We start from the raw sequence: 24,973 nt of genomic DNA on the forward strand, positions 1-24,973 counted from the left end.
CCTGCGTACATGTATCGCGACCCCGCCGAGGTCTACGAGCAGAACGAGGCCCGCAGCTGCAAGGGCTGCGTCTACGAGAAGTCCGCCAGGCTGATGGGTACCACGCACACGGTCTGTACCAAGCTGCTGCCGGGTGGCAAGCGCAGAAATCACGGCAAGCGATGCCAGTCTTACGGGGAAAAGAAATGATCGAAAAACCGCTATTCGCAGACGTCTCGCACGCGCTGCACGTCTCCTACCTGGTGCTGTCCTTGCCGCCGCGTCAGAAGGCGCCGTTCCGGAACATGCTGATCCAACTGCTGGAGGCGATCGACGAACCAACGGCCGCACAGGAGAAATGGCTGGCCGATCTGCGCGGCCCGGGCGGCGGCGGGTACGAGGAAGACCGGCTGAGCATGGATGAGGTCCGAGCCCAGTACGCCATGATCACGGATGCGGCGAAGACTAGGCTGCCGTCCCCCGAGTACGCTGCGGTGTTGGCGCGCTACGGCCATGGCCCCGAGAAGTTGGCTGGCTGCAAGCGCCTCGCGCTTTACGCGCGCCGGTCGTGCGGCATCACAGCTCTGGGCCTGTTGACGGAACTGACCGCCCGCCACTACCTGCCACGCAGGCACCGCGACGGGTACAGCCTCCGGGATCTCGCGGAGAAGGCGAAGATTGGCACCGACAAGGCGTTTCGTGCGGCGAAGTGGATGGAAAAGAATTTCCGGGCGCTGGAGGCATTGGCGATCGAGCGGCTTGAGCCATCATTCATTGCCCACGGAATCGTTCCGGACCATACAGCGTGTGAGTCGGCGGAATCCGTTACAGCGTAAGGTGTGGCGGGGAAAATTCCCCTTGCACTTTTCAAACAAGCGATGTAGATTTCACCCAAACTCAGCCAAGCCCCGCCCGGATCATTGCCGGCGGGGCTTTTTGCTTATAGCTAGCCGGCTCGAGTCGGGTCCGGCTGTCGAAATGCCTTGATAAGCCCAGCAATAAGCGCTTCTAGATATTGGAGGTCCTTCGCGGCGGCATCGTCTGGCGAACGGCCGCCCCCAGCGCCAAGTAACCTCAGGCTGCCGTTTTGAGCGGCTGCCGCAACGATCTCGCGAGCGGCTTCCTGCGCCTGAAAATGGTTCATGGACATTTTGCTGTCTCCTTCGTGATGATGGATCGAAGAAGGTAGCAGGAGCGGCCAGTATTCGAACCCCCCAATCAGGGGTAACCCCGGCCGGCGGTGGGGCATAACACCGGCAGCAACCTGACGCGGTGACAAGCCGGTCTCCTACCTGCGGGCGGCTGTGGGACTGCAGGGCATTTTCGGCGGTGGGCAGGTTGCCCCTTTCCTTGGGATTCACTATGGGTCGTCCATCCAAACTGACCGATGCTCAGTGGGAGACGATCGGCAAGCGCCTGCTGTCCGGCGAATCCACGTCTGCACTGGCCCGAGAATTCGGCATCAGCAAGACAGCCATATCGACACGGTTTTCAAAACGAACCGAAACGATAAAAACTGTTGCGAATCAGATAGTTGAGACTGAGCAAGCACTTTCCAAACTTAATGTTTCGGAACAGATGGCCGCTCGGTCGCTGGCTGACTCGCTGAAAGACATCTCGGAACATCTGGCGGGCGCCGCGCGCTACGGCGCCATGACGGCGCACCGGCTCGCTGGCATCGCCGCACAGCAGGTCGAGAAGGTCGATGATGCGGAGCCTTTGACGAAGAGCATGCAGCAGTTGCTCGGCGTCCAGGCGCTCACCAAGATGGCGAACGGTGCCAGCGAGATCGGGCTGAACCTGCTGCGCGCCAACAAGGAAGCACTGGAGGATGCCAGCCGCGGCAAGAAGCCGGCGCCTGCTGGCCTGAACCATTTCTATGGCGAGTCCAACGACACCGACACGACCGACGCTTAATCCGGCCCTGCGGCCGTTCTGGATGGAGCCGGCACGCAACCGCGTGCTGTACGGTGGCCGGGCCTCCACGAAATCATGGGATGCGGCTGGCTTCGCGACGTTCCTGACGTCGAACTACAAGCTGCGCGTGCTGTGCGTGCGGCAGTTCCAGAACAAGATCGAGGAATCGGTCTACACGCTGCTGAAAGCGCAGATCAGCCGGTTCGGGCTGGCCAACCAGTTCCGGATCCTCGACAACAAGATCATCGGCCGGGAGACCGAGAGCGAGTTCCTGTTCTACGGCCTGTGGCGCTCCATCGACGAAATCAAGTCGCTGGAAGGCATCGACATCCTCTGGATCGAGGAAGCCCACAACCTGACCGAAGAGCAGTGGAAGGTGCTGGAGCCGACGATCCGGAAGGCCGGGTCGCAGATCTGGATCATCTTCAATCCGAAGCTGGCCACGGACTTCGTCTATAGGCGCTTCGTGCTGAACCCGCCGCCGAACACCGTCAAGCGGCTGATCAACTACGACGAGAACCCGTTTCTGTCGGACACGATGCTGGCCGTGATCAACGCGGCGCGCGAGGAAGATGAAGACGAGTTCGCCCACATCTACCTGGGTGTGCCGAAGGACGACGACGAGGGCGCAGTGATCAAGCGCTCCTGGTTGCTGGCTGCCATTGATGCGCACAAGGCGCTGGGATTCGCTCCGGCGGGCGCGCGTCGCCTGGGCTTCGACGTGGCCGACGGCGGCGCGGACAAGTGCGCCAACGTCTTCGCCCATGGCTCTGTCGTGTCGTGGGCCGATGAATGGAAGGCTGGTGAGGACGAGCTGCTCCAGAGCTGCAGCCGCACATACACCGAGGCCCGCGAGCGTGGCGCTTCGATTCGGTACGACTCCATCGGGGTCGGTGCCACGGCTGGCGCCAAGTTCGGCGAGCTGAACGATGCACGGCGCGCGGCCAGCGACAACGCCCCAGTGTTCTACGAGAAGTTCAACGCTGGAGCGGTCGTCTGGGAGCCCGATGAGATCTATCAGCAGCCGAACATCACGAACAAGGACATGTTCTCGAACATCAAGGCGCAAGCCTGGTGGATGGTGGCTGACCGGTTCCGTAATACCTTCAACGCGGTCAAGCGCGGCATGAAGTTCACCGACGACCAGCTGATCAGCCTCGACAGCGCGTGCCCGCATCTGGATAAGTTGATCGACGAGCTGGCCACGCCGCGCCGGCAGTTCGACGAGAACGGCCGCGTGAAGGTTGAAAGCAAGAAGGACCTGGCCAAGCCGAACCGGCCAGGTGGCCCGAGGCCATCGCCGAACATCGCCGACGCAATGATCATGTGCTACGCGCCCGGCGAAAACACCATCGAAACCTGGGCGAAGCTCGCACAATGAAACGCAAAGACCGCAAGAACGTGCGCGACGCGCGCATGGGTGTGCCCGTGCACGCCATGCAGCAGGCGCAGGCCGGCGGCAAGCGCTGGCTCAGCGGCGACAGTTACCAGAACTTCGAGGCGCGACTGGGCCTCGGCACGGCCAATCAGTCCTCGGCGTACAGCTACGGCTTCGACTTCATCTCGCGCAACCGCGTGCAGATGGAGGCCATGTACCGCTCGTCATGGGTGGTTGGCCAGGTCGTGGACGTGGTTGCCGACGACATGACGCGGGCCGGCACCGAGATCGATGCCGATCTGGATCCAGCCGACCAGAACAAGCTGAATAGCGCCTTCGAGCGGATGGCGCTCTGGGACCGGCTGAACGACACCATCAAGTGGTCTCGGCTGTACGGCGGTGCGCTGGCGGTGATGCTGATCGACGGCCAGAACCCGTCTACGCCCCTGCGCCTGGATACGATCAGCAAAGACCAGTTCAAGGGACTGTACGTGCTGGACCGTTGGCTCGTGCAGCCGACGCTGGAAGACCTGGTTACCGAGATGGGCCCGGACATGGGCATGCCTCGGTATTACGACGTCGTGGCCGACAGCATGGCGCTTCGGCGCCAGCGCATCCACTACAGCCGCGTGCTCCGGATCGATGGCGTCGAGCTGCCGTACTGGCAGAAGATCAGCGAGAACCTTTGGGGCCAGTCGGTCATCGAGCGGTTGATTGACCGCCTGGTGGCGTTCGATAGCACCACCATCGGCGCGGCGCAGTTGGTCTACAAGGCTCACCTGCGCACCATGAGCATCGACAAGCTCCGGGAAGTGATCGCCGCAGGCGGTCCAGCGATGGAAGGTCTGCTGGCGCACATGGAGATGATCCGGCGCTTCCAGACGAACGAAGGTCTGACGCTGATTGATGCGAAGGACAAGTTTGAGACGCATCAGTACACGTTCTCCGGTCTGGACAGCGTGCTGCTGCAGTTCGCCCAACAGCTGTCCGGCGCGACGCAGATCCCGCTGGTGCGCCTGCTGGGCCAGTCGCCGGCAGGACTGAACAGCACCGGCGAGTCGGACCTGCGGACCTACTACGACAACACGAAGCAGCAGCAGGAGCGGAAGCTGCGCTCGCCTGTGACGCGCCTCTATGGCGTCACGATCCGGTCCGAACTTGGTGTGGCTCCCCCTGAGGGCTTCGCCTATCAGTTCACGTCGCTGTGGCAGCTATCCGACACCGAGAAAGCACAGAACGCCAACACTGTGACCGATGCGGTGACGAAGGCCTACGACGCAGACTTGATCGACAAGCCGACGGCGATGAAGGAGCTGCGCCAGTCTAGCCACAGCACCGGGGTGTTCACCAGCATTACGGACGAGGCGATCACGGAAGCGGAGAACGAGCCGCCGCCGGCGCCGGAGATGGAACTGCCTGATGTTGAAGACCCAAACAACGGACCGGAAGCGCCGCCGCAATCCGGTCAGGAAAAGCGGACCGGAAAGGGTGTATCGGACGCAGCTCCGACAGGTCGCGCAGCAGGTGGGCGCGTTGGTGAATGGCTTTCCGCCTGGCGATCCCACCGCCGCGCCGACGATTGAACAGCTGCTGCGCCGGTATGCCGAGGCGCTGACGCCGTGGGCAGAGCGTGTCGCGGCTGAGATGCTGTCGGAGGTGAACCGCCGCGACGAGCAGGCGTGGATGCAGCAGGCCAAGGATATGTCTCGCGCGCTGCGGATGGAAATCCGGACCGCGCCGACCGGCGCCACGATGCAGGTGCTGATGGCCGAGCAGGTTGGGCTGATCAAGTCTATCCCGCTGGAAGCCGCCCAGCGCGTGCACAAGCTGACGATCGAGGGCATCGAGGACAGCACTCGGGCGTCGGAGATCTCGAAAGCCATCCAAGCATCGGGCGATGTGGCCAAGAGCCGCGCCGACCTGATTGCACGGACCGAGGTGGGGCGCACTGCTTCAACGCTGACCGAGGCGCGTGCGCTGCATGTCGGCTCGCCAGGCTATTTCTGGCGGACTTCTGGTGACTCGGACGTGCGCGACTCGCACCAGAAGATGAATGGCCAGTTCGTGGCTTGGAACGACCCGCCAACGCTCGACGGGATGACCGGCCACGCCGGCCAGTTTCCGAACTGCCGCTGCTACTCGGAACCGGTGATTCCTGAGGAGTGACATGGGATCGACTGCCTTGATCATCTGCGCGCTGATCATCTTCCCGACCGTTGCAGTGGGCCTACTTATGGGCGCCTGCGAAATCCTGCTGGACCGCTGACATGCGTTTCTACACCGTTCAAAAGCTCGGACCGAAGCGATCGCTGACGCCCGAGGGCTTCCTTCTGTGCGAAGAGGTGCCCGTCGCGCGTACCGGCGAGATGCTGTATGGACCCGGGGAGGTGCCGGTAGAGCCTGGCCCGGATGGCCTGATCCGCATCAGCCGGACGCCGGAAGAGGTGTTCCGCGACGCGACGCTGGCGAGCTGCATCGGCAAGCCGGTCACGCTGGATCACCCCGACGACTTCGTCACGCCTGCCAACTTCGCCGCGCTGGGCAAGGGCGCAATGCTGAACCTGCGGCGCGGATCCGGCATAGAGGACGACCTGCTGATCGCCGACCTGCTGGTGACTGACCAGAAGGCGATCGACGCTATCCAGACCGATGGGATCGAAGAAGTCAGCCTCGGCTATGAGGCCGACTACGAACAGGTATCACCCGGCCGCGGGGTACAGCGGAACATCGTTGTCAACCACGTAGCCCTCGTCGAGCGCGGCCGGTGCGGCCCGCGCTGCGCGATCGGCGATAAGGAACCCGAAGATATGAAGACCAAAGACAGCAAGCCCAAGGGCAAGCGCACCTGGCTCGACCGCCTGATGACGGCCATGAAGGCCAAGGACGCCGAGGCGATCGGCGAGGCCATCGAGGAAGGCCAGGAAGCCATGGACGAAGAGTCCGAGGAAGAGCGCGAGGCGCGCGAAGCCAAGGAAAAGGAAGCCAAGACTGGCGATGCCCAGTCCGCGCTGCTGAACAAGATCCTGAAGCGCATGGACGCGCAGGATGCCGCCATCGCCGCACTGGGCACGCGCAAGGCCAAGGACTCCGAGAAGGAAAAGACCGACGACGAGGACGAGGACGACGAGGACCCGGACAAGAAGAAGACCGGCGACGACGGTGACCTGACCGAAGCCGAGACGGCCGGCAAGCTCAACCAGGCCGAAGTCGATCTGTACACCGGCGACGCTGCGGGCAGCATCCCCTCGCGCGCCGAGATCCTGGCGCCCGGCATCAAGCTGCCCACGCTGGACGCCAAGATGGCCACGAAGGACCGCGCCGCCGCACTGTGCAAGTGCCAGCGCAAGGCCCTCGACGTGGCGTACGGTACCGACGCCGGCAAAGCGGCGATCGCACCGTTCCTCGGCGGCCACAAGGCCGACTTCGAGAAGCTGCCAGCCGCACTGGTGCACGCCGCGTTCATGGGTGCCAGCGAGCTGGTGAAGGCCCAGAACAACGGCCGCGCGCACGACAGCGTCGCGAAGACCAAGGACTTCGGCAAGCCGCGCACCGTGCGCGACATCAACGAAGCCAATCGCAAGTACTGGGCCGACCGGTCCGCTCACTAAGGAGTCCCGCACATGGGCAACGCAATCCTGTATCGCATGGCCTCGGGCATTCCGGGGGACATCTCGCGCCAGTCGCAAGCCACGGTCGAGTCGCTGATTCTCGATCCGGCCAATGCATTCCCGGGCTACGGCCTCTTCGGCAAGGTCGCCAACGGCAAGTTCGTTCCGATCGGCGCCGGTGACGCTGCAGCGGCGGTCTACGGCCTGTTGGTGCGCCCGTTCCCGACGACTGGCGGTGCCGCATCCGACCCGCTGGGCACGTCGACGCCGCCCACCAAGGGCATCGCCGACGTGATGCGCCGCGGTTACATGACGGTGAAGAACAACGCCGGCACCCCGGCGCTGAACGGCCAGGTGTACGTGCGCGTCGCTGCTGCTGCCGCTGGCAAGCCGATCGGCGGCATCGAAGCGGCTGCCGACAGCACCAACACCATCGCCATTGCCGGTGCCATCTTCACCAACGGCGGCGATGCCAACGGCAACGTCGAAATCGCGTACAACATCTAAGGGGTCACCCAGAATGAGCAAAATCATCGTTCCGCGCATGGCCGCGGCTGCCGCGATCGCCATGGTGAATGCCCCGGCGATCATCCGCGCTCGTACGCGCGACAACATGCTGACGTTCGACAACCGTACGATCGACAGCACCGGTTCCTTCCTGATCGGCGAGCTGGAGCGCCTGGACCAGACGCTGCACGGCCCGCTGGCCTCGGTCACCTGGTCGCGCGATATCGACTTGCGCGAAGACGTGTCGATTGCTGACGAGACGTCGTCGTTCACCAACTCCAGCTTCGCGGCTGCCGGTAGCGCATCGCCAAACGGCAAGTCGTGGATCGGTAAGGACGCCTCGGCCATCGCCGGTATCGCGCTGGACATCGGCAAGACGGCCAGCCCCCTGACGCTGTGGGGTATGCAGATCGGCTGGACGATTCCCGAACTGGAGTCGGCGCAGAAGCTCGGTCGCCCGGTGGACCAGCAGAAGTTCACCGGTATGCAGCTCAAGCACAACATGGACGTCGACGAGCAGGTGTACATCGGTGATACCGTGCTGGGCGTCACCGGCCTGGTGAACAGCGCCGTGGTGACCAACGTGTCGAATGCCGCGACCGGCAACTGGGCTACGGCCACGCCGGACCAGATCCTGGCTGACGTGAACGAGCTGCTTAGCAGCGTGTGGGCAGCCTCGGCGTACGCGTACTGCCCGTCGGAGTTCCGCCTGCCGCCGGCCAAGTTCGGCCAGATCGTGAGCATGAAGGTCAGCAGCGCAGGCAACATCAGCGTGCTCGAGTACCTGAAGCTGAACACGATTTCGAACTCGATCAACGGCCGTCCGCTGAACATCCAGCCGCTGAAATGGCTGTTCCAGCGCGGCACCGCCAACGCGGACCGCATGATGGCGTACACCAAGGAACAGGACAAAGTCCGCTTCCCGATGGTGCCGCTGCAGCGCACGCCGCTCGAGTACCGCGACATCCGCCAGCTCACTTCCTACTTCGGCCGCCTGGGCGTGGTCGAGGTGGTGTACCCCGAGCTGATCGGCTACCGCGACGGGATCTAAGGGGGAACCATGCCAAAGATCTACGTCAAGAAGGCCTTCACACTGCATCACAAGGACGAGAAGCACGAGTTCCCGGTGGGCAACCACAGCGTCCCGGCCGAGGTGGCCGAGCACTGGTATGTGAAGGCCCATACCGGCGACGAGCCGGCCGTTGATCCGGAATCGGCTGCGGTGGCCGACGAGCTGCTGGCCGAACTTGACGCGAAGGCCAAGGCGCTTCAGGAGCTTGCCGACAAGCTCGCCGAGCGCGAGAAGGCGGCGGACCAGCGCGAAGCGGACCTGAATGGGCGCGCCGAAGCGCTGGACACCCGTGAGGTGGCTATCTCCGAGCGCGAGAAGGCGGCGGAAGCCGCAGCCAAGGCGGGCAAAGGAAAATGAGGGGTATGATGCCTCGCAAGGGGCATCACCCATCTACCCATGACACCTGAACAGTTCCGACTGGACTTTCCCGAGTTCGCAGACGATACGAAGTACACAGACGCATCGGTCGAATTCTGGCTGACCGTCTCGGAATCGCTCGTCAATCCGTGCCGCTGGGGCGTCTTGACGGACCAGGGCATCGAACTCTGCACTGCCCACCACCTCGTTCTGGCTGCCCGGGACGAGGCCACAGCCGCCATCGGCGGCACGCCGGGCCAGGTCACAGGCCCGCAATCTTCCAAGGCTGTCGACAAGGTCAGCGCCAGTTACGACACTGGTGCCGCGACCATTGACGACGCCGGTATGTGGAACCTGACCACCTACGGCGTGCGGTACCTGACCCTCGCCAGATTGATGGGCGCCGGCGGAATGCAGCTCTAGCCGGGCCAGCCCATCGGGAGAACTCCCATGGGCTTCATGAAGGTGGATCGGCTGAAGGAAGTCCTGCAGTCGATCAGTGGACTGGTCGACAAGCAGGTGCTGGTCGGGATTCCCGACAGCGCACCCGAGCGCCAGGACGACGAGCCGATCGGCAATGCAGCCATCGGCTACATCCAAGAGACAGGCTCACCCGCCAACAATCTGCCCGCGCGGCCGTTTCTCGTGCCGGGCGTGGCTGCGGCCGAGCCAAAGACGCTGCCGAAGCTGCAGCAGGCCGTCGAGGCGGCTCTGGATGGCGATCTGTCGCGCGCCGACAAGCGCATGGCCGGCGCCGGGCTCGAGGCACAGAACTCGGTGCGCGCTCGGATTAACAGCGGGATCTCGCCCGAACTGAAGGAATCGACGCTGGCCAACCGCCGGCGGCGCGGTCGGACGGGTACGGTGCCACTGATTGACACCGGCCAACTGCGCAACAGCATCACTTACGTGATCCGCAAGAGGAAGTAAGCCATGGCGCTACTCGACGTCACCGACGTGTTGCTCGACCCGGATTTTATGGACACCGGCCTGGTGTGCAACCGGATGACGCAGACGGTGGACGATCACGGCCGGGCGCAGAACGCCACCACGGCCACGCCGTTCAATGCGGTGGTCACGAGCGACAAGGGCGACATCCTGCACCGGAATGCTGACGGCAGCCGGATCATCGGCTCGATCACAGTGCACACCCAGTTCCGGCTATTGGACGGCAGTTCGGGTCTGGACGCCGACGAGATCGTTTGGCAGGGCCGGACCTATACCGTTGTCAACGTGAACGACTACAGCCACTTCGGGCGCGGCTTCGTGGCTGCGACCTGCGATCTGAAACCGCTTTCGGGGTAATCCATGGCCAACACCAGCGCAACCGGCGGCTACCTGGCGCCGACCGCGCCGGTTCCGCCAGAAGACGATGCGCTCGACGATCTGTTGCAGGCCATGGTGGCCGGCGTGACGGGGTTGGACGGCAAGATGGTTCGCCCACGCTGGCAGCAGACAGTTCCGAAGCAGCCAGAACCAGCCGTGAACTGGTGCGCGTTGGGCATCACCGCCCAGACGAACGACGCGGGCCCGGCCATCCAGCACGACGGGGATGGCGACGGCAGCGACACCTACATCCGTCACCAGGAGATCGAACTGCTGTGCACGTTCTACGGGCCGGCGGCGAAGGGGTATGCCCAGCGGCTGGCCGATGGCATGGCCATCCCGCAGAACGGCGAGCAGTTGGGACTAAACGATATGAAGTTCGCCAGCGCCAGTGAGATCCGCGCGGTGCCGGACTTCGTCAACCAGCAGTGGGTGCGGCGCTACGACTTGACGCTGGTGCTGCGCCGCAAGATCACCCGGACCTATGCGGTCCTCAATCTGTTGTCCGCCGAAGTGCAAAGCACCACCGACACGGTGCCGCCGGTGGCCACGACGACCTACATTCACCAGTAAGAGGGATGACCATGTCCAACGGACTGCCGGTTTCGCGGCTGATCAACGTCTCCATCAACATGTCGCCGCTGGCGGCCCAGGGCGCCAATCTGAACGCTGCGCTAATCCTGGGCGCATCGGCGGTGATCGACACCAACGAGCGCATGCGGTCGTACGGCACGATCGACGCCGTGGGCAGCGACTTCGGCAACACTGCGCCCGAGTACCTGGCCGCGCTGCTGTACTTCCAGCAGACGCCGCAGCCGTCCCAGCTCTATATCGGGCGCTGGGCGAAGTCTCCGACTGCTGGTTCCCTGCGCGGCGCGGCGCTCTCGGCTGCCCAGAAGGACATCACGGTCTGGAAGGCCATCACTGCGGGCTCGTTCAAGGTGACCATCGACGCCAGCGCGAAGACGCTGTCCGCCCTGGACTTTTCCGGCGTGAGCAACCTGAACGGCGTGGCAGCGATCATCACCACGGCGCTTGCTGGTGCCACGTGCGTCTGGAACGGCTCGCAGTTCACGATCACCTCGCCGACGACCGGTACGACCTCGAAGGTCAGCTATGCCACGCCGACCGGCTCCGGTACCGACATCTCGGCGATGCTGGGCCTTACCAGCGATGTGGCTTCCACTCCCGTCGACGGCATTGTCGCGGAAGCACCCGACGCCTGCGTCGGCATCTTCCTGAACCGCTTCGCGAACAAGTTCCTAGGTGTGATGTTTGCCGACACGTCGCTGACCAATGTCCAGCACACGGCCGTGGCCGGCCTGATCGAGGCGGATCAGCGCCACATCTACGGCGCCACGACGCAAGAGCCGACGGCGTTGGACTCGACCAGCACGGCGGACCTCGCATCGACGCTCAAGGCACTGAAACTGAAGTACTCGTTCGTGCAGTGGTCCAGCAGCAACCCGTACGCGGCGGCGTCGCTGCTCGGCCGCTTCCTGACAACAGACTTCAACGGGAACAACACCACGATCACCCTGATGTACAAGCAGGAGCCCGGCATCGTCGCCGAGACCCTGTCGAGCAGCCAGGCCGACGCCCTGCAAGCGAAGAACTGCAACGTGTTCGTCGAGTACGACAACGACACGGCAATCGTGCAGTACGGGGTGACGCCGAGCGGCATCTTCATCGACTCGATCTACAACTCGATCTGGTTCCGCAACCGCATTCAGACCGACGTGTACAACCTGCTGTACCAGAGCACGACGAAGATCCCGCAGACCGACGCGGGTAACGCATTGATCGCCACGACGATCGAGGCAGTCTGCGCGGCCGCAGTGAACAACGGATACCTGGCCCCTGGCGTCTGGAACTCCGGCGGCTTCGGTGCGCTGAAGCAGGGCGACACGCTGGCCAAGGGCTACTACGTGTACGCGCCGCCTATCGCGCTGCAGTCACAAGCCGACCGCGAGGCGCGCAAGTCGGTGTCGTTCCAAGTTGCCGCGAAGGAAGCCGGCGCCATCCATACCGTTGACATCTTGGTCAACGTGAACCGCTGATAGGGGAAAGAGACCATGCCTGGAGGCACTTACTCGTTCATCGATGTGCAGGCCAACATCGTCGGCCCGGGCGGCTCGTTTCCGCTGGGTTACGGCGAGGCCACGGCCGAAGAGGGCATCACGATTGCCATGGCCAACGACAAGAACACCATGACGGTGGGTTCGGACGGCAACGGCCAGCACAGCCTTCGTGCCGACAATTCCGGTCAGATCACGGTACGCTATCTGAAGACGGCACCAGTGAACCGGACGCTGATGGCGCTCTACAATGCCCAGCGGATTGACAGCCGGCTGTGGGGCAAGAACGTGATCACAGTCACTCAATCCGTGGCGGGCGACATCGCTACGGGCATCCAGTGTGCGTTCAAGAAGATCCCGGACCTGACCTATGCCACCGACGGCGGCACGGTCGAGTGGGTCTTCGATTGCGTGCGCCTCGATGAAATGCTGGGGACGTACTGATCATGGGACGTGAAATCGAACTCGGTGGCGTCCAGTACTCCATCGGCCGCCTGACGGCAAAGCAGCAGTTTCACGTCTCGCGCCGCATTGCCCCGGTTATCCCGCCGCTGATCCCGGTGTTCCTGAAACTGGCAAAGACGGTCGGCGGCGCCGCGGGCGCAGTAGATGCGTTGAGCAAGGATCTCGACGGCTTCGGCCAGGTCCTGCAGCCGTTTGCCGATGCGCTTGCCGCCATGAACGATGCCGATGCCGACTACGTCATGGACAACTGCCTGACCGCTGTGCAGCGTCAGCAGCCCACCGGCTGGGCGCGCGTGGTGTCGCTCGAGCAGAAGACGCTCATGTTCCAGGACATGGACATGAGCGTGATCCTGCCGCTTGTCGTGCAGGTCATCGTGGCGAACCTGGGGCCTTTTATTCAAGGGTTGCTTACCAGCCAAGCGAGCAGCCCGGAATCGGAGGCTCAGCCTGGTTGAAGCATCTGCCAGACCGAGAGGACTGGCTGATGGCCCCCGTCCTCGAGGGGCTGTGCAAGTACGAGTCGCTGATCGACGGCACTCTGGGGCTGGAAGACATCGCGCTGATGAACGACGCGCTGGCCGTACGGGCCGACAACCAGGCGGCCGCGCGCCGCATCGTGGAACAGCAGAATGGCTCAAAGTACCCTCATCCGTGAGTTCCTCGTCGGGCTTGGATTCAAGATCGACGAGAAGGGCCTGAAGAAGTTCAACGATGGTGTCGAGCAGGCGACCAAGGGCGTCAAGCAACTCGTCACGACCATCTCCGCATCTGCGCTGACCGTCAGTGTTGGCGTGTCGGCACTGGCGTCGAAGCTGGAGAACCTGTACTTCGTCTCAAAGCGTACGGGTGCAGCGGCTACTAGCCTGAAGGCGTTCGACTTCGCAGCGCGCAACCTCGGTGTCTCTTCCGAGTCTGCTTTCGGCGCGGTCGAGAACCTGGCCAAGTTCCTGCGGAACAACCCGGCCGGCGAGGGCTACCTGGCGACGCTGGGCGTCCAGACACGCAATGCCAACGGTGAGCTGCGCGACACGGTCGACATCCTGTCGGACCTTGGAGCGGAACTGGCCAAGAAGCCGACCTGGCTGGCAAGCCAGTACGGTCAGACGCTGGGTATCGACGAAAACCTGCTGCTGGCCATGCGCGATGGCGACTTCGCCAAGTTCATGCAGCAGTACCGGGAAATGTCCCGGCGAAACGGGCTGGACAAGGCCGCTGAGGATGCACACCAGTTCATGGTGGCGCTGCGCGGCCTGGGCACGACGTTCGAGAACTTCGGCATCAAGGTGGAGGGCGCGCTGCTGCGCAAGGTGGGGCCGCAGCTCGATCGTTTCCAGAAGTGGTTCGAAGACCATTCGGACGAGATTGCCGATCGTGCTGCAGACATTGCCGCCGCGATCTTGGCCGCAGCCACTGCGCTCGGCCCGCCGCTGTCGTGGCTGGTGGACCAGTTCATCGAGCTGGACAAGGCGACGGACGGCTGGACAACGCAGCTTCTGCTACTGGTGGGTGTCTTCAAGGTGCTGGGCGGCTTCAAGATCGTCAGCGGGATCTGGAAGATGGTCGCAGCGGTGCGCGCGCTTGGCGCGGCCAATGCTGCGGCTGCCGCTGGGTCTGCTGCGGGCGCGGGTGGCGCTGCTGCCGGTGGCGCAGCCGCTGGCTGGCTGTCGCGGTTCCTGCCGTGGCTTGGGCGTGTGGGCGGCGCAGCGGCGCTGATGCTGTACAGCGGCGGTCTGAACAATGGCGAGGACGCAGAACTGGCGCGGAGACGGGGCGCATCCGGGCAAGCCGGTGCACAGGGTGGCAATGCTGCCTTCGATGCCGTCAGCTTCTTCCAGCGGATGGGTTGGTCGCACGCTCAGTCGGTCGGCATTGTCGCGAACCTGAATCGCGAGAGCGAGATGAACCCCGGCGCTGTCGGCGATAGCGGGCGCGCCTACGGCGTTGCGCAATGGCATCCCGACCGACAGGCCAACTTCAAGGCCTGGTCTGGCAAGGACATCCGGGATTCGTCGCTTGCGGAACAGCTCCAATTTGTGAACTACGAGCTGACGCAGGGCGCCGAGCGGCGAGCTGGCCAACTGCTGCGGGCCACGCAGAATGCCCAGCAGGCCGGTGAAATCGTGTCGCGCTACTACGAGCGTCCGGCGCAGGCAGACATGGAAGCGGCTCGACGCGGTGCCGCAGCGGTCGACCTGCAGCAGCAGACCAACATCAACCTGTACGGCGTGTCCGATCCTGCAGCTACCGGGCGCGCGGTGGCGGACCAGCAGCGGAATGTGAACGGCGACATGGTGCGCAACCTGCAAGGGGCAATCTCGTGAGTTTCCTCGACATCATCACCCTGGTGCCGAAGACCATCGGTCCGGTCACGATCGGCGTGATGGTCGAGGAGGGGCACCTAGACGAGCTCCAGATTACCGAGCACCCGGTCGAGAAGGGCGCGGAGATCAACGACCACGCGTTCAAGCGACAGCCGGAGGTCACACTGAAGTGTGGCTGGAGCAACTCGGACATGAAGGCGCTGGCCGGTACGCTCGAATCGATATTCGAGGGCGGCATCCTGCCAACGTCGGATTATGTTGGTCAGGTGTACTCGCAGCTGCTTGCGTTGCAGGAGACGCGCCAGCCGTTCGATGTTGTCACGTCGCTGCGGATGTACACCGACATGCTGTTCAAGTCGCTGGCCGTGGTGAAGGACCAGAAGACCGGCCAGGCCTTGAACGTGACGGCCACTTTGAAGCAGATCCGAATCGTCCAGACGAAGGCGACGACACTGCCGGCGCGCGAGAATCAGGCCAACCCGCAGGCCACGGCTGAAACCCAGAACACCGGCGTGAAGGCGGCAATGCCCGCCACGCCCGCACCTGGCGGTTCTGTACCACCGACGAGCATGTGATGCCCAGCTTCTACGAGATTCCACTCACCCCTGATCCCCAGCGGTTCACGGTGACGCTAAGCGGTGTCGACTACCGGATGACCGTGCAGTATCGGGCGGCCGGCAGCGCGGGATGGGTGCTGGACGTCGCCGACGCGAACAACCTGCCGATCGTGAACGGCATTCCGTTGGTCACTGGGGTGGATCTGCTGGCGCAGTATCGCTACCTCGGGTTCTCCGGGCGGCTATGGGTGCAGGGTGCAGACAATCCTGACGACGTGCCGACCTTCGAGGATCTCGGCATCGGATCGCATTTGTACTGGGTGACCGACTAATGGGCACACCGCAATACGGCCGGAAGGTCTCGCTGATCGTGGGGCAGGACAGCGGTGCGGCGTTGGAGTTGTCGGCGTTGCGAGTGGTCTTCCACGTACGCCGAGGTGACCTGCAAACACCGAACTCTGCTGCAATTCGCGTCTACAACGTCTCGGAGACCACGAAGCAGCGTATCGAGAAGGAGTTCACTCGCGTGGTCCTGCAGGGTGGGTATCAGGGAAACTTCGGCATTATCTTCGACGGCACCATCAAGCAGGTGCGTCGGGGCCGAGACAGCCAGACTGACACCTACCTGGATATCACGGCGGCCGACGGCGACTCGGCGTACAACTTCGCGGTGGTGAACACCACACTGGCGTCCGGCTCAACTGCCGCTGATCACGTCGCCGCGGCCTGCACGGCCATGAACCCATACGGGGTGACGCAGGGATACCTGCCTGAGTTGCCCGCCAACCCGCTTCCGCGTGGGAAGGTGATGTTTGGAATGGCTCGGGATTTCATGCGATGGACGGCCAGGACGTGCCAGACGGTATGGAGCATCCAGGATGGCAAAGCCGTCATGATTCCGGAAACGTCGTACATGCCGGGCGAGATCGCTGTGATTACGTCTGAGACCGGCATGGTGGGATTGCCTGAGCAGACCCAGAACGGCATTACGATCAAGATGCTGCTGAACCCCAGTGTGAAGATTGGTCGCCTGATCAAGATCGACAACGCGAGCGTGCAGCGTTACGAGTACAGTCTGAATGTGGGTCAGCAGCCCCAGAACGAGCGGATCGAGCAGCAGGCGAAGCTTCAGGACGATGGGTTCTACTACGTGATGCTCGCTGAGCACTCAGGTGACACGCGCGGGAACGAGTACTACACCGAGGTCATATGCCTAGCGGCAGACGCTACCGTATTGCCGGACAGTTTCAGGACGAAGGCTACGGTGCCGCCAGACAACGTGATCAAGCAGTTTGGCTAGCGGCCGTAGGTCGGGAGCGACTTTATGGTCATCGTGTTGCGGTCATCCTGCACATCGGCCAAGGGCAAAACGCTGAGCGGCATTGATTGCGTCTGCATCTGTGGGACGACGATAAAGGCGTTGCCATTGACGTCCTTGCCCCAGCAGCCCACATCCCATACGCCTCGGTACGACGTATAGGCCCGCATGTCCTTGGCGTGTGCAAGCGGCAACTCGCACTTCTTCTTCAAGTACAGGATCGTCGGGAATGGGTTCTTGACTGTCTCCCCAACCTTCATACCGGCGAAGGGGTAGACATAGGCTTCCTCGGCAAGCGCGTTGGTTGAAACGGCCAGCGCAGCGATCAGTACCAGGCTCTTCATAGCGACACCATGGACAGACGAGAACGGGTTGACGATCCCGAGGCAGCGCTTCGGGAGGCGTTTGACGGGCTACGCGCGGGGATCTGGACCGCACTGCCTGGAATCATCCAATCCTTCCAGAGCGCGGCGGACCGTCCGCCAACGGCGGCGGTGCAGCCAGCCATCAAGATCCCGGTTCGGAACCTCGATGGCACGGTGGCCAGCATGGCCCTGCCGCTGCTGGTCGACTGCCCGGTGCAGTTCCCATCTGGCGGGAATTGTACGCTGACCTTCCCGGTGGCCCCGGGCGACGAGTGCCTGGTGGTCTTCGCCAGCCGCTGCATCGATGCCTGGTGGCAATCTGGCGGGGTGCAGGAACAGGCGGAACTGCGGATGCACGACCTGTCGGACGGCTTCGTGCTGCTCGGCTTCAGGTCGAAGCCGCGTGCGTTGGCCGGCGTCAGCACCAGCACGACCCAACTGCGAAACGACGCAGGCGATACCTACGTGGATCTGGACCCGGCCGGAAAGATCGTGAAGGTCAAGGCGCCGGGCGGCATCACCCTGGACGCGCCGATGGTCACAATGACCGGCGCGATTGCAGTCCAGAACTCGGGCGGGGCGGGCACGGCGTGCGCGATCTCTGGCAACACGACGTTCAACGGTCAGGTGCGGGCGAACGGCAAGCGCATCGACGACAGCCATACGCACAATGGCGTCCAGCCGGGAAGCGGCAGCTCCGGCAACGTCAATTGAGCCTATCCGAGGTTCGCGAACTCGCCGAAGTACTTGCGAGCAGCATCAGCGTAGGCATTGCGCGCTTCGTCCGAGGTCTTGAATCGCCCGAGGTGAATCTTCTTCGCGTCGACGCAGATGTACGCCTGCCATCTATCGCGCGCTGCGTCGTAGTAGACGCCTTTTATGCGCGTCTGGCTGCTGGACTTGAGCCGGATGTTCTGTTTGTTTTCCTTCTGTGTGCACAGGCGCATGTTGGAGCGGCAATTGTTCAGCGTGTTGCCGTCGATATGGTCGACCTGCGTCCGATCACCGGGCTGCAGACCCATGATCTGACGATGCATCAGCACGGTTGATCGCCGTGGCCCATGCACGGAGCGAGCTGCATATCCATGGCTGGCTACGTGCCAAGAGAACTGGACAAGTTCTTCGTAATCGTCCTCATCTACGAGGATTCTTTGTCCCTTGCTGGTTTCGATGACCTTCATATTCTGAGTTCCGAGGCACCACAAATGCGTTATCGAAGACTATCTGAGGATGGTGACTATACGTTCGGAAATCAAGTCGCCGACTTTTACAAGGACAGCCCGGACGCCGTCGGTCAGGCGGTACTGACCAGACTCCGACTGGGGCGCGGCGAATGGTTCCTCGACAAGGCCGAGGGCACGCCGTGGGACAAGGTTCTCGGCAAGTACACGAGCAGCACCTATGACGCTGCAATCCGGCAGCGGATTCTCGGCACCCAAGGCGTGTTGGAGATCGCGGCCTACTCGAGCACGCTGAATAGTGAGACGCGCGCGCTGAGCGTGAACGTCACCATCAACACCATCTACGGCACTACCACCGTGCAGGCGACGCTCTAATGGCCATCACCACGACCGCACCGACTATCGACGCCAATGGCATCACGGCACCGACCTACGCAGACGTGCTGGAGTACCTAAAAGAGCAGTTTCGCGGGATCTACGGAGCCGACACGTACCTGGAGGCCGACAGCCAGGACGGGCAGCTTCTGGCGGTATTCGCTTCGGCGATCAATGACGCTAATGCGGTAGCCATTGCCATCTACAACTCGTTCAGCCCAAGCACAGCACAGGGCGCGGCATTGGCGAGCAACGTTAAGATTAACGGCATCACGAAGCACGCCTCGTCCTACTCGACCGCCGACCTTCTGCTTGTCGGTCAGGTGGGCGCGCCGATCATCAATGGCATCGCCAAGGACGTGAACGGTGTGAAGTGGTCCCTGCCAGCATCGGTGGTGTTTCCGCCGGCCGGGCAGACCACTGTGACGGCTACCTGCCAAACCATCGGAGCGGTCGCAGCGCCTGCCGGCAGCATCAACCAGATCGGCACGCCAACGCTGGGATGGCAGTCTGTGACGAACCCTGCTGCAGCCGACATGGGCGAGCCCGTTGAGTCTGACGCCGCGCTTCGGCAACGCCAGACGGTCTCGACGGCGCTGCCGTCCCTGACGATCCTGGACGGGATCATCGGCGCAGTATCGAATCTCACGGGGGTCTCGCGCCTGGCGGCATACGAGAACGACAGCGCTTCGACGGATGCCAATGGATTGCCGCCGCACTCGATCTCGCTAGTGGTGGAGGGCGGGGACGTGCAGGCGATAGCGGATGCAATCGCAAAGAAGAAGACCCCAGGTTCTCCGACTTATGGGACGACGGCGATCGTGTCCACGGACGTCTATGGCCGCCCGATCACCATCCGCTACTTCAGACCTACGACCGCTCCGATCACTGCAACAGTCACCATGAAGGCGCTGGCGGGCTATACGACGCAGGCCGGGGCAGCCATTCAAAAGGCGGTTTCCGACTACGTCAACGCAGTGGCGATCGGCGGCGGTACCTCCGGCAGCGTGGAGTGGGGTGATGCGATCACCGCGGCGAACAGCGTCGGCGGCGGTACAACCTTCAAGCTCTCCGCGCTGAGCCTGTCAGGTCCACGCGGCGCAGGTGCGCCGGACGTCGCACTGCTCTTCAATGAGGCGGCGTCCTGCACGCCGGCGAGCGTCACCCTGATTGTGAGTTGACCATGGTAGATCTGACCGATTACACCGGCCTGATCACGTCCGAGCACAACCAGAGGCCGAAGTTTATGGCCACGGTTTCGGCGCTGGCGCAGTCGATGGTTGACCTCCAGAACGTACTGGGCAGTTTGCCGGGCAAGTTCGATCTGGACGCGGCGGAGGGTGATCAACTGGACAGCGTCGGCGAGTGGGTCGGCATCTCGCGCTATGTCGCGACGCCGCTGACCGGTGTCTACTTCTCGTTCGACACGGCAGGGCTGGGGTTCGACCAGGGAAGTTGGAAAGGGCCGTTTGACCCTGACTCGGGGATCACGCGCCTTGACGACGGGACGTACAGGCTGGTCATACGCGCCAAGATCGGAGCGAACCACTGGGACGGGACACTCGGCTCATCAAAGGCGATCCTGGACTCAATTTTCTCTGGTGGCACGTTCGTGTTCATCCAGGACAACCAGGACATGTCGATGACCATCGGCATAGCCGGCACTATCCCATCGGCCGTGTTCTTGGCTCTGCTCGCTCACGGGATCATCCGGCTCAAACCGGAGGGTGTGCGCGTCAACTACATGATCGTCACTTCCTCGGATGGCGCGCCCATCTTCGGCTTCGACGTCGAAAACAACCTAGTGTCCGGCTTCGATGTCGGCGCGTGGGGAAAACCTCTGTAAGGACCATCAATGGCGAATGACTTTCTCGTGTTTGGCGGCGATCCTGCGGCCAACGTTATCGACCAGCCTACCTATGCTGCACTGCTCGCACGGGTCACAGGCTTTCAGGCCGGCGTTGCGCTTTCGGCGCAACTCAATAAGGTGTGGCGCCAGTCGAGCATCATGGCAGCAGTGCTGGCGCAGTTCAGCACGGACCTTACCGGTCAGAGTGCAGTGGACGACGGTACGACCGCGACCCTGCTGGCCAACCTGAAGGTGGCTCTGCGCACGAATACTGTCGGGGCCGCTGTTGGTACGGATGTTGGCACGGCGAGCGCGCATGTTGTCAACTACACGCCGGTCATCGGCTCACTCGTTGACGGTACGCCGTTCTGGTACAAGGTCAAGTTCGGCAATCTGGGTGGTGTCACGCTCAACGTGAATGGGCTTGGCGCCTTTCCGGTGGTTGGGGCGGCCCATCAAGCATTGACTGGTGGGGAGTACGTGTCGGGAGGGAAGGCGCTGGTCGTGTGGCGTGCCGACATTAACTCGTTCATCCTGATCTTGTGTACGGGCGGCGCACTGCAGGTTTCGCCGGGGCTCACTGCGATCCAGGCAGCGCAGTACAGCCAGTTGACCGGCATTGTCGGCTCCGCGCGCAATGTGAGCGCGACGCTATCCGCTCCGGCAACCTCGATCACCTTCACAGCGGATGAACTCGTTGCAGAGACGGCACTTGGCGGCCTGCAATTCAAAGCGGCGAACTTCAGTCAAACGCTGAATCTGGCAATGACTGGCATCGGCGGCATGGATACCGGTACAGCCCCGATTTCTGGCTTCGTAGGCGTCTATGCTGGGTACAACCCGACGACGCAGGCGTGGGGTGTTTTCGCTACCAACGCGACGGCGGCGGCAGTCGGCAACGTCTACGGTGGTGCGAATCGTCCGGCCGGCTACACGGCGACGATGTTGATTTCGGTGTGGCCGACCAATGGCAGCGGGCAGCTGATCATTGCGACGCAACAGGATCGCAAGATCTCGTTTGCACCCATCACCATCATCAGCACTTCGACGCAGCAAGCGGCATACGCGCTGTTTAACGCCGCACCGGCTGTGCCGAAAAATGCGAAGACTTGCCGTCCAAGCGTGAACATCAACAGTTCATTGGCAAGCGCAACGCTATCAACGCAAGTTGCCGCGTCTGCGGCGGGCGTAGGCGAATGCACCCTCACCACGGTAAGCGTTATCAACAATTCGGGGCAGGCGGCCCCGCTGCAACATGTCCCGCTGATTACCCAACAGGGCCTGTATTACATCGCCGCAGTGACGTCCGGCACGATGTCGTTCGCGCTGACCATTTGTGAGTACACATTCTGAACAAGGCGGCCATGCAGACCATCTACGTGCAGTTCTCCGACGAAACCGAGTCAACGGTGGTGAGCTATTTTGGTGGCCCCCAGGACGAGGATGCGTATCCGCACCAGGGGACCATCGATACTTCCGACAAACGTTGGGAGGATTACGTCACCGCGCAGCCGGCCTCGATCCAGAAGTTGCTGCCGATCGTGACTTGAGCAGCTCACTACATTTACTTGTGCCCGCCTCGTCCGGGCTTTTTTATTGTTCGGGGATTTCATGAGCGACGACTCGACGCCTGGCGCGGTCAAGAGACCGCGGTGGATCGATACGACTATCAACGTGCAGACGGTTGTGGGCAGCGTCATTGGCGGCGCGGTGGCGCTGACCATTGCGTACTACGGGGTGATCGGAAGGGTTGCTGCGCTCGAGCAGAAGGACAGGGAGCACGACCGACAGTTCTCCCGTGTGGAGACGGACCTGCGCCAGCAGAAGGACGAGACGACTCAGCAGGTCCGTGCGATCAGTGCGGACGTGAAGGAACAACTCAACGGCGTCAGCAGCGACGTCAAGGAAATACGGCGGTACCTGATGGACAACGCCGCCGGCGCGCGGCCCGATATTCGGAGATGGTCGAAATGAACCTGAGACTCACCATGGCTGACAACTGGAAGCAGCTCCACAAGCGCGGCACGGTCATTCTGGCCAGCGTCTGCGCCGCGGTGACGGCCTTCGGTCCGACGCTAGTGGACACCTGGAACCTGATGCCGCAGGACCTGAAGGCGGCGTTGCCGGAAGGGACCGCGCGCTGGGTGTCGACGGCGGCGTTCGTGCTGCTGATCGTGGTGCGCTACACCGCGCTGCGCCGGCCGGAGAAGAAAGAGGGCGACGATGCAACTCAATGAGATTCTTCGCAGCGCCATCATCCCGGCGTTCGGCATCCTGCCCACTGCGATGGACACGCCGCAGGCCCGAGTCGAGCTGCTGACGATCGGCCTACAGGAAAGCGGCTTCCAGCATCGCAAGCAGATGGGCAGCGGCCCGGCGCGAGGCTTCTGGCAATTCGAGCAGGGCACGCGGCAGTCGCGCGGCGGCGTATGGGGCGTCTACCTCCACGACGCCAGCCGCTTCTGGCTGGAACGGCTCTGCGCCTATCGCAGCGTTCAGTTCCTGCCGGAGAGTATCTGGCGTGCGCTGGAGACCGACGACGTGTTGGCGGCCGGCGTCGCCCGGCTGATGCTTTTCACCGATCCCAAGCGGCTGCCGGCTGTGGACGACGTCGATGGCGCGTGGGGGCTGTACCTGCGCACCTGGCGCCCGGGGAAGCCGAAGCCGGACACGTGGCCCGGTTTCCATACCCAAGCTCGAGTCGAGGTGACGGCATGACCGCGCTGCTCGCCATCCTCGCCAAGATCTGGCCGTTCCTGCTGACGGCCGGCGGCATCATCTTTGGCATGTTCCGGCACCAGCAGGCCGCCAAGACAGAGGCGCAGGCCAAACAGCGCGAGGCCGAGGCCGATGCACAGGTCGCCCAGGCGAATGCCGTTCTGGCCAAGGCCAATGAAGACGCCGCGCGCGCCGGCGCCGACAACGCAAAGGTGAGACGAGATGAAGACGCTGCTGTTGCTGGCGAGCCTGACGCTAACCGCGTGCTGCACGACGAATGGGGCAAGTAAGGCACCCGATCCGCAGGTGGTCGTGCAGACCCGAGTGGTCGACACGGCCTGTGACTGGACCCGTCCTATATACGTCGACAAGGCGGACGTGCTGACCAATGACACGGCCAAGGCGATCCTTGCTCACAACCGGGCGGGGGTGAAGGTGTGTGGCTGGAAGCCAAAGAGTCCCTGACGACACATAGAAAAAAGCCACGGCCGGGGTGGACGTGGCTCAATGGAAACTAGGGTGCCGATTCCTCGGCAGATTCAGGATTGCTGGTATTGATCGGTCATGCATCACCCAATCGTGGGTGTTTGGTTCGTTTCCTCACTGATCATATACATGCTGCGGTGGTTGTGCGACTTCTATGTGCAGGGGCCGGGATTGAACAGCCATCCCTGCTATTGCTTCAACAGACTCGCTACGACAGGCGACAGCACCGCGGCCATACGCTCGCCCATCGCGGCATAGGTCGCGGCGTCAGGATGCACGCCGTCCGGGATCACCGCCGGATAGGCAAAGTTTGGCACGAGTGGCACGCTCATTTCCGCCGCGACGTCGCGCATGACGCTCACATAGTGTGGAGTATCCGGCAGCCAGTACGGCTCAACGCGGTTGGGTTCCACCAGCAAAATCACCTTGCCCGCGGCGCGCGCGATATTGACGATCTGCACCAGCAGGGCCCGGTACGTGTCCGTTGATTCCTTGAACGCCGGATTTGAATCGTTGATACAGAAATTGACGGCAACGATCTGTGCCTGGGAGTTCGCCATCTGCTGCGCCCACGGCAAGTGTTTCCCGTCTGTGCCGTTGATGATGTTTGCCGCAGTCGTGCCGGGCACGCCTTCGTTGACAACCGTCACAGTCGTTCCGTAGCCAGATTGCAACGCTGCCTGCGCGCTGGACGGCTGCGTGATGCTCGCCTGCACGACTGGTGGTTGTGCGCCATCCTGCCCCCACATCGTGCTATCGCCGTATGCCTCGATGCGTACTGTCTTGGCTGGCGTAACAGGGCTCGGCGTCCCAGCCTGCGGTTCGCCACCGCCTCCGCCGCACCCAAAAAGCCACGGGGTCGCAGAAATTACAACGGCGGCGAGCCGGTGTTTCTGCAATACCCGAGTTTTTTTGTGGGCTTCTCCTGTGCATCCATACAGTACTGTACGAGGAACTGTATTTTGGAAACCACGTTGGAACGATATTGGAAGTCGTGCAACGGGCAAGAAAAAACGGCCTACGCCATGAGGCGTAAGCCGTTGATTCCACTGCCTAAACTTCTTGCAAATATGGTCGGAGCGATAGGATTCGAACCTACGACCCTCTGATCCCAAA

Annotated in this window: 36 protein-coding genes; 32 read left to right on the forward strand and 4 right to left on the reverse strand. The window is 62.7% G+C overall.

The window, feature by feature from the left end; all coding sequences use genetic code 11:
• Window positions 1-189, forward strand: a 189-nt coding sequence (locus RN01_RS34420) for a hypothetical protein (RefSeq protein WP_039016816.1), incomplete at its 5' end; no start/stop codon positions are given.
• Window positions 186-815: a hypothetical protein gene (locus RN01_RS32645; RefSeq protein ID WP_017512143.1), complete on the forward strand. Its 630-nt coding sequence runs from the start codon at window positions 186-188 to the stop codon at window positions 813-815. The genes RN01_RS34420 and RN01_RS32645, both read left to right, overlap by 4 nt.
• 110 nt (window positions 816-925) lie before the next feature.
• On the opposite strand, the gene RN01_RS29835 is transcribed toward RN01_RS32645, so the two are convergent.
• On the reverse strand, window positions 926-1,129 hold the full coding sequence (locus tag RN01_RS29835) for a hypothetical protein (RefSeq protein ID WP_017512144.1): 204 nt from the start codon (window positions 1,127-1,129) through the stop codon (window positions 926-928).
• 212 nt (window positions 1,130-1,341) lie between these two features.
• On the opposite strand from RN01_RS29835, the gene RN01_RS29840 reads away from it, so the two are divergent.
• The 20 genes from RN01_RS29840 (at window position 1,342) to RN01_RS29930 (ending at window position 16,865) form a co-directional block, all read left to right on the forward strand.
• Window positions 1,342-1,896, forward strand: coding sequence for a helix-turn-helix domain-containing protein (locus RN01_RS29840; RefSeq protein ID WP_024569826.1), 555 nt, complete (start codon window positions 1,342-1,344; stop codon window positions 1,894-1,896).
• Entirely contained in the window at window positions 1,859-3,277 is a 1,419-nt protein-coding gene (locus RN01_RS29845; protein ID WP_017512146.1) for a PBSX family phage terminase large subunit, read from the forward strand. The genes RN01_RS29840 and RN01_RS29845 overlap by 38 nt, the downstream gene beginning before the upstream one ends.
• Complete coding sequence (locus RN01_RS29850) at window positions 3,274-4,857, forward strand: DUF1073 domain-containing protein (protein WP_017512147.1); 1,584 nt, start codon at window positions 3,274-3,276, stop codon at window positions 4,855-4,857. Before RN01_RS29845 ends, RN01_RS29850 begins: the two co-directional genes overlap by 4 nt.
• Complete coding sequence (locus RN01_RS29855; RefSeq protein ID WP_231582324.1) at window positions 4,808-5,440, forward strand: phage minor head protein; 633 nt, start codon at window positions 4,808-4,810, stop codon at window positions 5,438-5,440. Before RN01_RS29850 ends, RN01_RS29855 begins: the two co-directional genes overlap by 50 nt.
• Before the next feature lie 101 nt (window positions 5,441-5,541).
• Window positions 5,542-6,882, forward strand: coding sequence for a DUF2213 domain-containing protein (locus tag RN01_RS29860; protein WP_017512150.1), 1,341 nt, complete (start codon window positions 5,542-5,544; stop codon window positions 6,880-6,882).
• Window positions 6,883-6,894: 12 nt separating this feature from the next.
• On the forward strand, window positions 6,895-7,389 hold the full coding sequence (locus RN01_RS29865; RefSeq protein WP_017512151.1) for a hypothetical protein: 495 nt from the start codon (window positions 6,895-6,897) through the stop codon (window positions 7,387-7,389).
• Between the two features lie 13 nt (window positions 7,390-7,402).
• Window positions 7,403-8,440, forward strand: a complete 1,038-nt coding sequence (locus RN01_RS29870; protein ID WP_017512152.1) for a DUF2184 domain-containing protein — start codon at window positions 7,403-7,405, stop codon at window positions 8,438-8,440.
• 9 nt (window positions 8,441-8,449) lie between these two features.
• A complete protein-coding gene (locus RN01_RS29875) occupies window positions 8,450-8,818 on the forward strand; it encodes a hypothetical protein (protein ID WP_017512153.1) in 369 nt (122 codons plus the stop codon).
• A 39-nt stretch (window positions 8,819-8,857) separates the two neighbouring features.
• Window positions 8,858-9,241 carry a DUF4054 domain-containing protein gene (locus RN01_RS29880; RefSeq protein WP_017512154.1) on the forward strand — a complete coding sequence of 128 codons (384 nt, stop codon included), beginning with the start codon at window positions 8,858-8,860 and terminating at the stop codon, window positions 9,239-9,241.
• Window positions 9,242-9,268: 27 nt separating this feature from the next.
• The gene (locus tag RN01_RS29885; RefSeq protein ID WP_017512155.1) at window positions 9,269-9,748 is read left to right on the forward strand and encodes a hypothetical protein; all 480 of its coding nucleotides are present in this window, start codon (window positions 9,269-9,271) and stop codon (window positions 9,746-9,748) included.
• 3 nt (window positions 9,749-9,751) lie between these two features.
• Window positions 9,752-10,123: a hypothetical protein gene (locus tag RN01_RS29890; RefSeq protein WP_017512156.1), complete on the forward strand. Its 372-nt coding sequence runs from the start codon at window positions 9,752-9,754 to the stop codon at window positions 10,121-10,123.
• Window positions 10,124-10,126: 3 nt separating this feature from the next.
• The gene (locus RN01_RS29895; RefSeq protein WP_024569828.1) at window positions 10,127-10,717 is read left to right on the forward strand and encodes a hypothetical protein; all 591 of its coding nucleotides are present in this window, start codon (window positions 10,127-10,129) and stop codon (window positions 10,715-10,717) included.
• Window positions 10,718-10,728: 11 nt separating this feature from the next.
• Window positions 10,729-12,204 (forward strand): DUF3383 domain-containing protein, encoded by a 1,476-nt coding sequence (locus RN01_RS29900; RefSeq protein WP_024569829.1) that lies wholly within the window; start codon window positions 10,729-10,731, stop codon window positions 12,202-12,204.
• A gap of 15 nt (window positions 12,205-12,219) precedes the next feature.
• Window positions 12,220-12,666 (forward strand): phage protein, encoded by a 447-nt coding sequence (locus tag RN01_RS29905; protein ID WP_024569830.1) that lies wholly within the window; start codon window positions 12,220-12,222, stop codon window positions 12,664-12,666.
• Window positions 12,667-12,668: 2 nt separating this feature from the next.
• Window positions 12,669-13,142, forward strand: coding sequence for a phage tail assembly chaperone (locus tag RN01_RS29910; RefSeq protein ID WP_017511180.1), 474 nt, complete (start codon window positions 12,669-12,671; stop codon window positions 13,140-13,142).
• A 29-nt stretch (window positions 13,143-13,171) separates the two neighbouring features.
• Window positions 13,172-13,342, forward strand: coding sequence for a hypothetical protein (locus tag RN01_RS34425; RefSeq protein ID WP_164846180.1), 171 nt, complete (start codon window positions 13,172-13,174; stop codon window positions 13,340-13,342).
• Window positions 13,317-15,008: a phage tail tip lysozyme gene (locus RN01_RS29915; protein ID WP_017511182.1), complete on the forward strand. Its 1,692-nt coding sequence runs from the start codon at window positions 13,317-13,319 to the stop codon at window positions 15,006-15,008. Before RN01_RS34425 ends, RN01_RS29915 begins: the two co-directional genes overlap by 26 nt.
• Complete coding sequence (locus tag RN01_RS29920) at window positions 15,005-15,583, forward strand: phage baseplate protein (RefSeq protein ID WP_017511183.1); 579 nt, start codon at window positions 15,005-15,007, stop codon at window positions 15,581-15,583. The genes RN01_RS29915 and RN01_RS29920 overlap by 4 nt, the downstream gene beginning before the upstream one ends.
• Window positions 15,583-15,897, forward strand: coding sequence for a hypothetical protein (locus RN01_RS29925; protein ID WP_017511184.1), 315 nt, complete (start codon window positions 15,583-15,585; stop codon window positions 15,895-15,897). The genes RN01_RS29920 and RN01_RS29925 overlap by 1 nt, the downstream gene beginning before the upstream one ends.
• Window positions 15,897-16,865, forward strand: coding sequence for a hypothetical protein (locus RN01_RS29930; protein WP_017511185.1), 969 nt, complete (start codon window positions 15,897-15,899; stop codon window positions 16,863-16,865). The genes RN01_RS29925 and RN01_RS29930 overlap by 1 nt, the downstream gene beginning before the upstream one ends.
• On the opposite strand, the gene RN01_RS29935 is transcribed toward RN01_RS29930, so the two are convergent.
• The gene (locus tag RN01_RS29935) at window positions 16,862-17,227 is read right to left on the reverse strand and encodes a hypothetical protein (protein ID WP_017511186.1); all 366 of its coding nucleotides are present in this window, start codon (window positions 17,225-17,227) and stop codon (window positions 16,862-16,864) included. The genes RN01_RS29930 and RN01_RS29935 overlap by 4 nt on opposite strands.
• Window positions 17,228-17,236: 9 nt before the next feature.
• Between RN01_RS29935 and RN01_RS29940 the strand changes: the two genes are divergently transcribed.
• A complete protein-coding gene (locus tag RN01_RS29940) occupies window positions 17,237-17,962 on the forward strand; it encodes a Gp138 family membrane-puncturing spike protein (RefSeq protein ID WP_017511187.1) in 726 nt (241 codons plus the stop codon).
• 2 nt (window positions 17,963-17,964) lie between these two features.
• Here RN01_RS29940 and RN01_RS29945 read toward each other — a convergent pair whose 3' ends face one another.
• A complete protein-coding gene (locus tag RN01_RS29945) occupies window positions 17,965-18,285 on the reverse strand; it encodes an AP2 domain-containing protein (RefSeq protein ID WP_231582325.1) in 321 nt (106 codons plus the stop codon).
• Between the two features lie 168 nt (window positions 18,286-18,453).
• Here RN01_RS29945 and RN01_RS29950 point away from each other — a divergent pair, with 168 nt between their 5' ends.
• From RN01_RS29950 to RN01_RS29990, 9 genes are all read left to right on the forward strand, one after another.
• The gene (locus RN01_RS29950; RefSeq protein WP_024569831.1) at window positions 18,454-18,804 is read left to right on the forward strand and encodes a hypothetical protein; all 351 of its coding nucleotides are present in this window, start codon (window positions 18,454-18,456) and stop codon (window positions 18,802-18,804) included.
• A complete protein-coding gene (locus RN01_RS29955; protein ID WP_017511190.1) occupies window positions 18,804-19,985 on the forward strand; it encodes a baseplate J/gp47 family protein in 1,182 nt (393 codons plus the stop codon). The genes RN01_RS29950 and RN01_RS29955 overlap by 1 nt, the downstream gene beginning before the upstream one ends.
• 2 nt (window positions 19,986-19,987) lie before the next feature.
• Window positions 19,988-20,650 (forward strand): DUF2612 domain-containing protein, encoded by a 663-nt coding sequence (locus tag RN01_RS29960; RefSeq protein WP_024569832.1) that lies wholly within the window; start codon window positions 19,988-19,990, stop codon window positions 20,648-20,650.
• A gap of 9 nt (window positions 20,651-20,659) precedes the next feature.
• The gene (locus RN01_RS32650) at window positions 20,660-22,006 is read left to right on the forward strand and encodes a hypothetical protein (protein WP_024569833.1); all 1,347 of its coding nucleotides are present in this window, start codon (window positions 20,660-20,662) and stop codon (window positions 22,004-22,006) included.
• 11 nt (window positions 22,007-22,017) lie between these two features.
• Window positions 22,018-22,203, forward strand: a complete 186-nt coding sequence (locus tag RN01_RS29970; RefSeq protein WP_017511193.1) for a hypothetical protein — start codon at window positions 22,018-22,020, stop codon at window positions 22,201-22,203.
• A 61-nt stretch (window positions 22,204-22,264) separates the two neighbouring features.
• Window positions 22,265-22,627 carry a hypothetical protein gene (locus tag RN01_RS29975; RefSeq protein ID WP_017511194.1) on the forward strand — a complete coding sequence of 121 codons (363 nt, stop codon included), beginning with the start codon at window positions 22,265-22,267 and terminating at the stop codon, window positions 22,625-22,627.
• Window positions 22,624-22,890: a hypothetical protein gene (locus RN01_RS29980; RefSeq protein ID WP_017511195.1), complete on the forward strand. Its 267-nt coding sequence runs from the start codon at window positions 22,624-22,626 to the stop codon at window positions 22,888-22,890. Before RN01_RS29975 ends, RN01_RS29980 begins: the two co-directional genes overlap by 4 nt.
• On the forward strand, window positions 22,877-23,371 hold the full coding sequence (locus tag RN01_RS29985; RefSeq protein WP_017511196.1) for a hypothetical protein: 495 nt from the start codon (window positions 22,877-22,879) through the stop codon (window positions 23,369-23,371). The genes RN01_RS29980 and RN01_RS29985 overlap by 14 nt, the downstream gene beginning before the upstream one ends.
• Window positions 23,368-23,661 (forward strand): hypothetical protein, encoded by a 294-nt coding sequence (locus tag RN01_RS29990; RefSeq protein ID WP_017511197.1) that lies wholly within the window; start codon window positions 23,368-23,370, stop codon window positions 23,659-23,661. Before RN01_RS29985 ends, RN01_RS29990 begins: the two co-directional genes overlap by 4 nt.
• Before the next feature lie 384 nt (window positions 23,662-24,045).
• Here RN01_RS29990 and RN01_RS34430 read toward each other — a convergent pair whose 3' ends face one another.
• The gene (locus RN01_RS34430; RefSeq protein WP_082019923.1) at window positions 24,046-24,972 is read right to left on the reverse strand and encodes an SGNH/GDSL hydrolase family protein; all 927 of its coding nucleotides are present in this window, start codon (window positions 24,970-24,972) and stop codon (window positions 24,046-24,048) included.
• Between the last annotated feature and the right edge of the window lies 1 nt (window position 24,973).

It is taken from the genome of Cupriavidus sp. SHE, assembly GCF_000812445.1.
Classification (GTDB): domain Bacteria; phylum Pseudomonadota; class Gammaproteobacteria; order Burkholderiales; family Burkholderiaceae; genus Cupriavidus; species Cupriavidus metallidurans.

Coding starts and splice junctions, on each gene's coding strand:
- RN01_RS29950 (WP_024569831.1), top strand. CDS start 18,454: ATGCGTTATCGAAGACTATCTGAGGATGGTGACTATACGTTCGGAAAT.
- RN01_RS29940 (WP_017511187.1), top strand. CDS start 17,237: ATGGACAGACGAGAACGGGTTGACGATCCCGAGGCAGCGCTTCGGGAG.
- RN01_RS29935 (WP_017511186.1), bottom strand. CDS start 17,227: ATGAAGAGCCTGGTACTGATCGCTGCGCTGGCCGTTTCAACCAACGCG.
- RN01_RS29895 (WP_024569828.1), top strand. CDS start 10,127: ATGGCCAACACCAGCGCAACCGGCGGCTACCTGGCGCCGACCGCGCCG.
- RN01_RS29860 (WP_017512150.1), top strand. CDS start 5,542: ATGCGTTTCTACACCGTTCAAAAGCTCGGACCGAAGCGATCGCTGACG.
- RN01_RS29960 (WP_024569832.1), top strand. CDS start 19,988: ATGGTAGATCTGACCGATTACACCGGCCTGATCACGTCCGAGCACAAC.
- RN01_RS29885 (WP_017512155.1), top strand. CDS start 9,269: ATGGGCTTCATGAAGGTGGATCGGCTGAAGGAAGTCCTGCAGTCGATC.
- RN01_RS29850 (WP_017512147.1), top strand. CDS start 3,274: ATGAAACGCAAAGACCGCAAGAACGTGCGCGACGCGCGCATGGGTGTG.
- RN01_RS29985 (WP_017511196.1), top strand. CDS start 22,877: ATGCAACTCAATGAGATTCTTCGCAGCGCCATCATCCCGGCGTTCGGC.
- RN01_RS29865 (WP_017512151.1), top strand. CDS start 6,895: ATGGGCAACGCAATCCTGTATCGCATGGCCTCGGGCATTCCGGGGGAC.
- RN01_RS29975 (WP_017511194.1), top strand. CDS start 22,265: ATGAGCGACGACTCGACGCCTGGCGCGGTCAAGAGACCGCGGTGGATC.
- RN01_RS34425 (WP_164846180.1), top strand. CDS start 13,172: ATGGCCCCCGTCCTCGAGGGGCTGTGCAAGTACGAGTCGCTGATCGAC.
- RN01_RS29980 (WP_017511195.1), top strand. CDS start 22,624: ATGAACCTGAGACTCACCATGGCTGACAACTGGAAGCAGCTCCACAAG.
- RN01_RS29955 (WP_017511190.1), top strand. CDS start 18,804: ATGGCCATCACCACGACCGCACCGACTATCGACGCCAATGGCATCACG.
- RN01_RS29990 (WP_017511197.1), top strand. CDS start 23,368: ATGACCGCGCTGCTCGCCATCCTCGCCAAGATCTGGCCGTTCCTGCTG.
- RN01_RS29910 (WP_017511180.1), top strand. CDS start 12,669: ATGGGACGTGAAATCGAACTCGGTGGCGTCCAGTACTCCATCGGCCGC.
- RN01_RS29880 (WP_017512154.1), top strand. CDS start 8,858: ATGACACCTGAACAGTTCCGACTGGACTTTCCCGAGTTCGCAGACGAT.
- RN01_RS29900 (WP_024569829.1), top strand. CDS start 10,729: ATGTCCAACGGACTGCCGGTTTCGCGGCTGATCAACGTCTCCATCAAC.
- RN01_RS29970 (WP_017511193.1), top strand. CDS start 22,018: ATGCAGACCATCTACGTGCAGTTCTCCGACGAAACCGAGTCAACGGTG.
- RN01_RS29840 (WP_024569826.1), top strand. CDS start 1,342: ATGGGTCGTCCATCCAAACTGACCGATGCTCAGTGGGAGACGATCGGC.
- RN01_RS29890 (WP_017512156.1), top strand. CDS start 9,752: ATGGCGCTACTCGACGTCACCGACGTGTTGCTCGACCCGGATTTTATG.
- RN01_RS29930 (WP_017511185.1), top strand. CDS start 15,897: ATGGGCACACCGCAATACGGCCGGAAGGTCTCGCTGATCGTGGGGCAG.
- RN01_RS29925 (WP_017511184.1), top strand. CDS start 15,583: ATGCCCAGCTTCTACGAGATTCCACTCACCCCTGATCCCCAGCGGTTC.
- RN01_RS29915 (WP_017511182.1), top strand. CDS start 13,317: ATGGCTCAAAGTACCCTCATCCGTGAGTTCCTCGTCGGGCTTGGATTC.
- RN01_RS29945 (WP_231582325.1), bottom strand. CDS start 18,285: ATGCATCGTCAGATCATGGGTCTGCAGCCCGGTGATCGGACGCAGGTC.
- RN01_RS29870 (WP_017512152.1), top strand. CDS start 7,403: ATGAGCAAAATCATCGTTCCGCGCATGGCCGCGGCTGCCGCGATCGCC.
- RN01_RS29845 (WP_017512146.1), top strand. CDS start 1,859: ATGGCGAGTCCAACGACACCGACACGACCGACGCTTAATCCGGCCCTG.
- RN01_RS32650 (WP_024569833.1), top strand. CDS start 20,660: ATGGCGAATGACTTTCTCGTGTTTGGCGGCGATCCTGCGGCCAACGTT.
- RN01_RS32645 (WP_017512143.1), top strand. CDS start 186: ATGATCGAAAAACCGCTATTCGCAGACGTCTCGCACGCGCTGCACGTC.
- RN01_RS29905 (WP_024569830.1), top strand. CDS start 12,220: ATGCCTGGAGGCACTTACTCGTTCATCGATGTGCAGGCCAACATCGTC.
- RN01_RS29875 (WP_017512153.1), top strand. CDS start 8,450: ATGCCAAAGATCTACGTCAAGAAGGCCTTCACACTGCATCACAAGGAC.
- RN01_RS29835 (WP_017512144.1), bottom strand. CDS start 1,129: ATGTCCATGAACCATTTTCAGGCGCAGGAAGCCGCTCGCGAGATCGTT.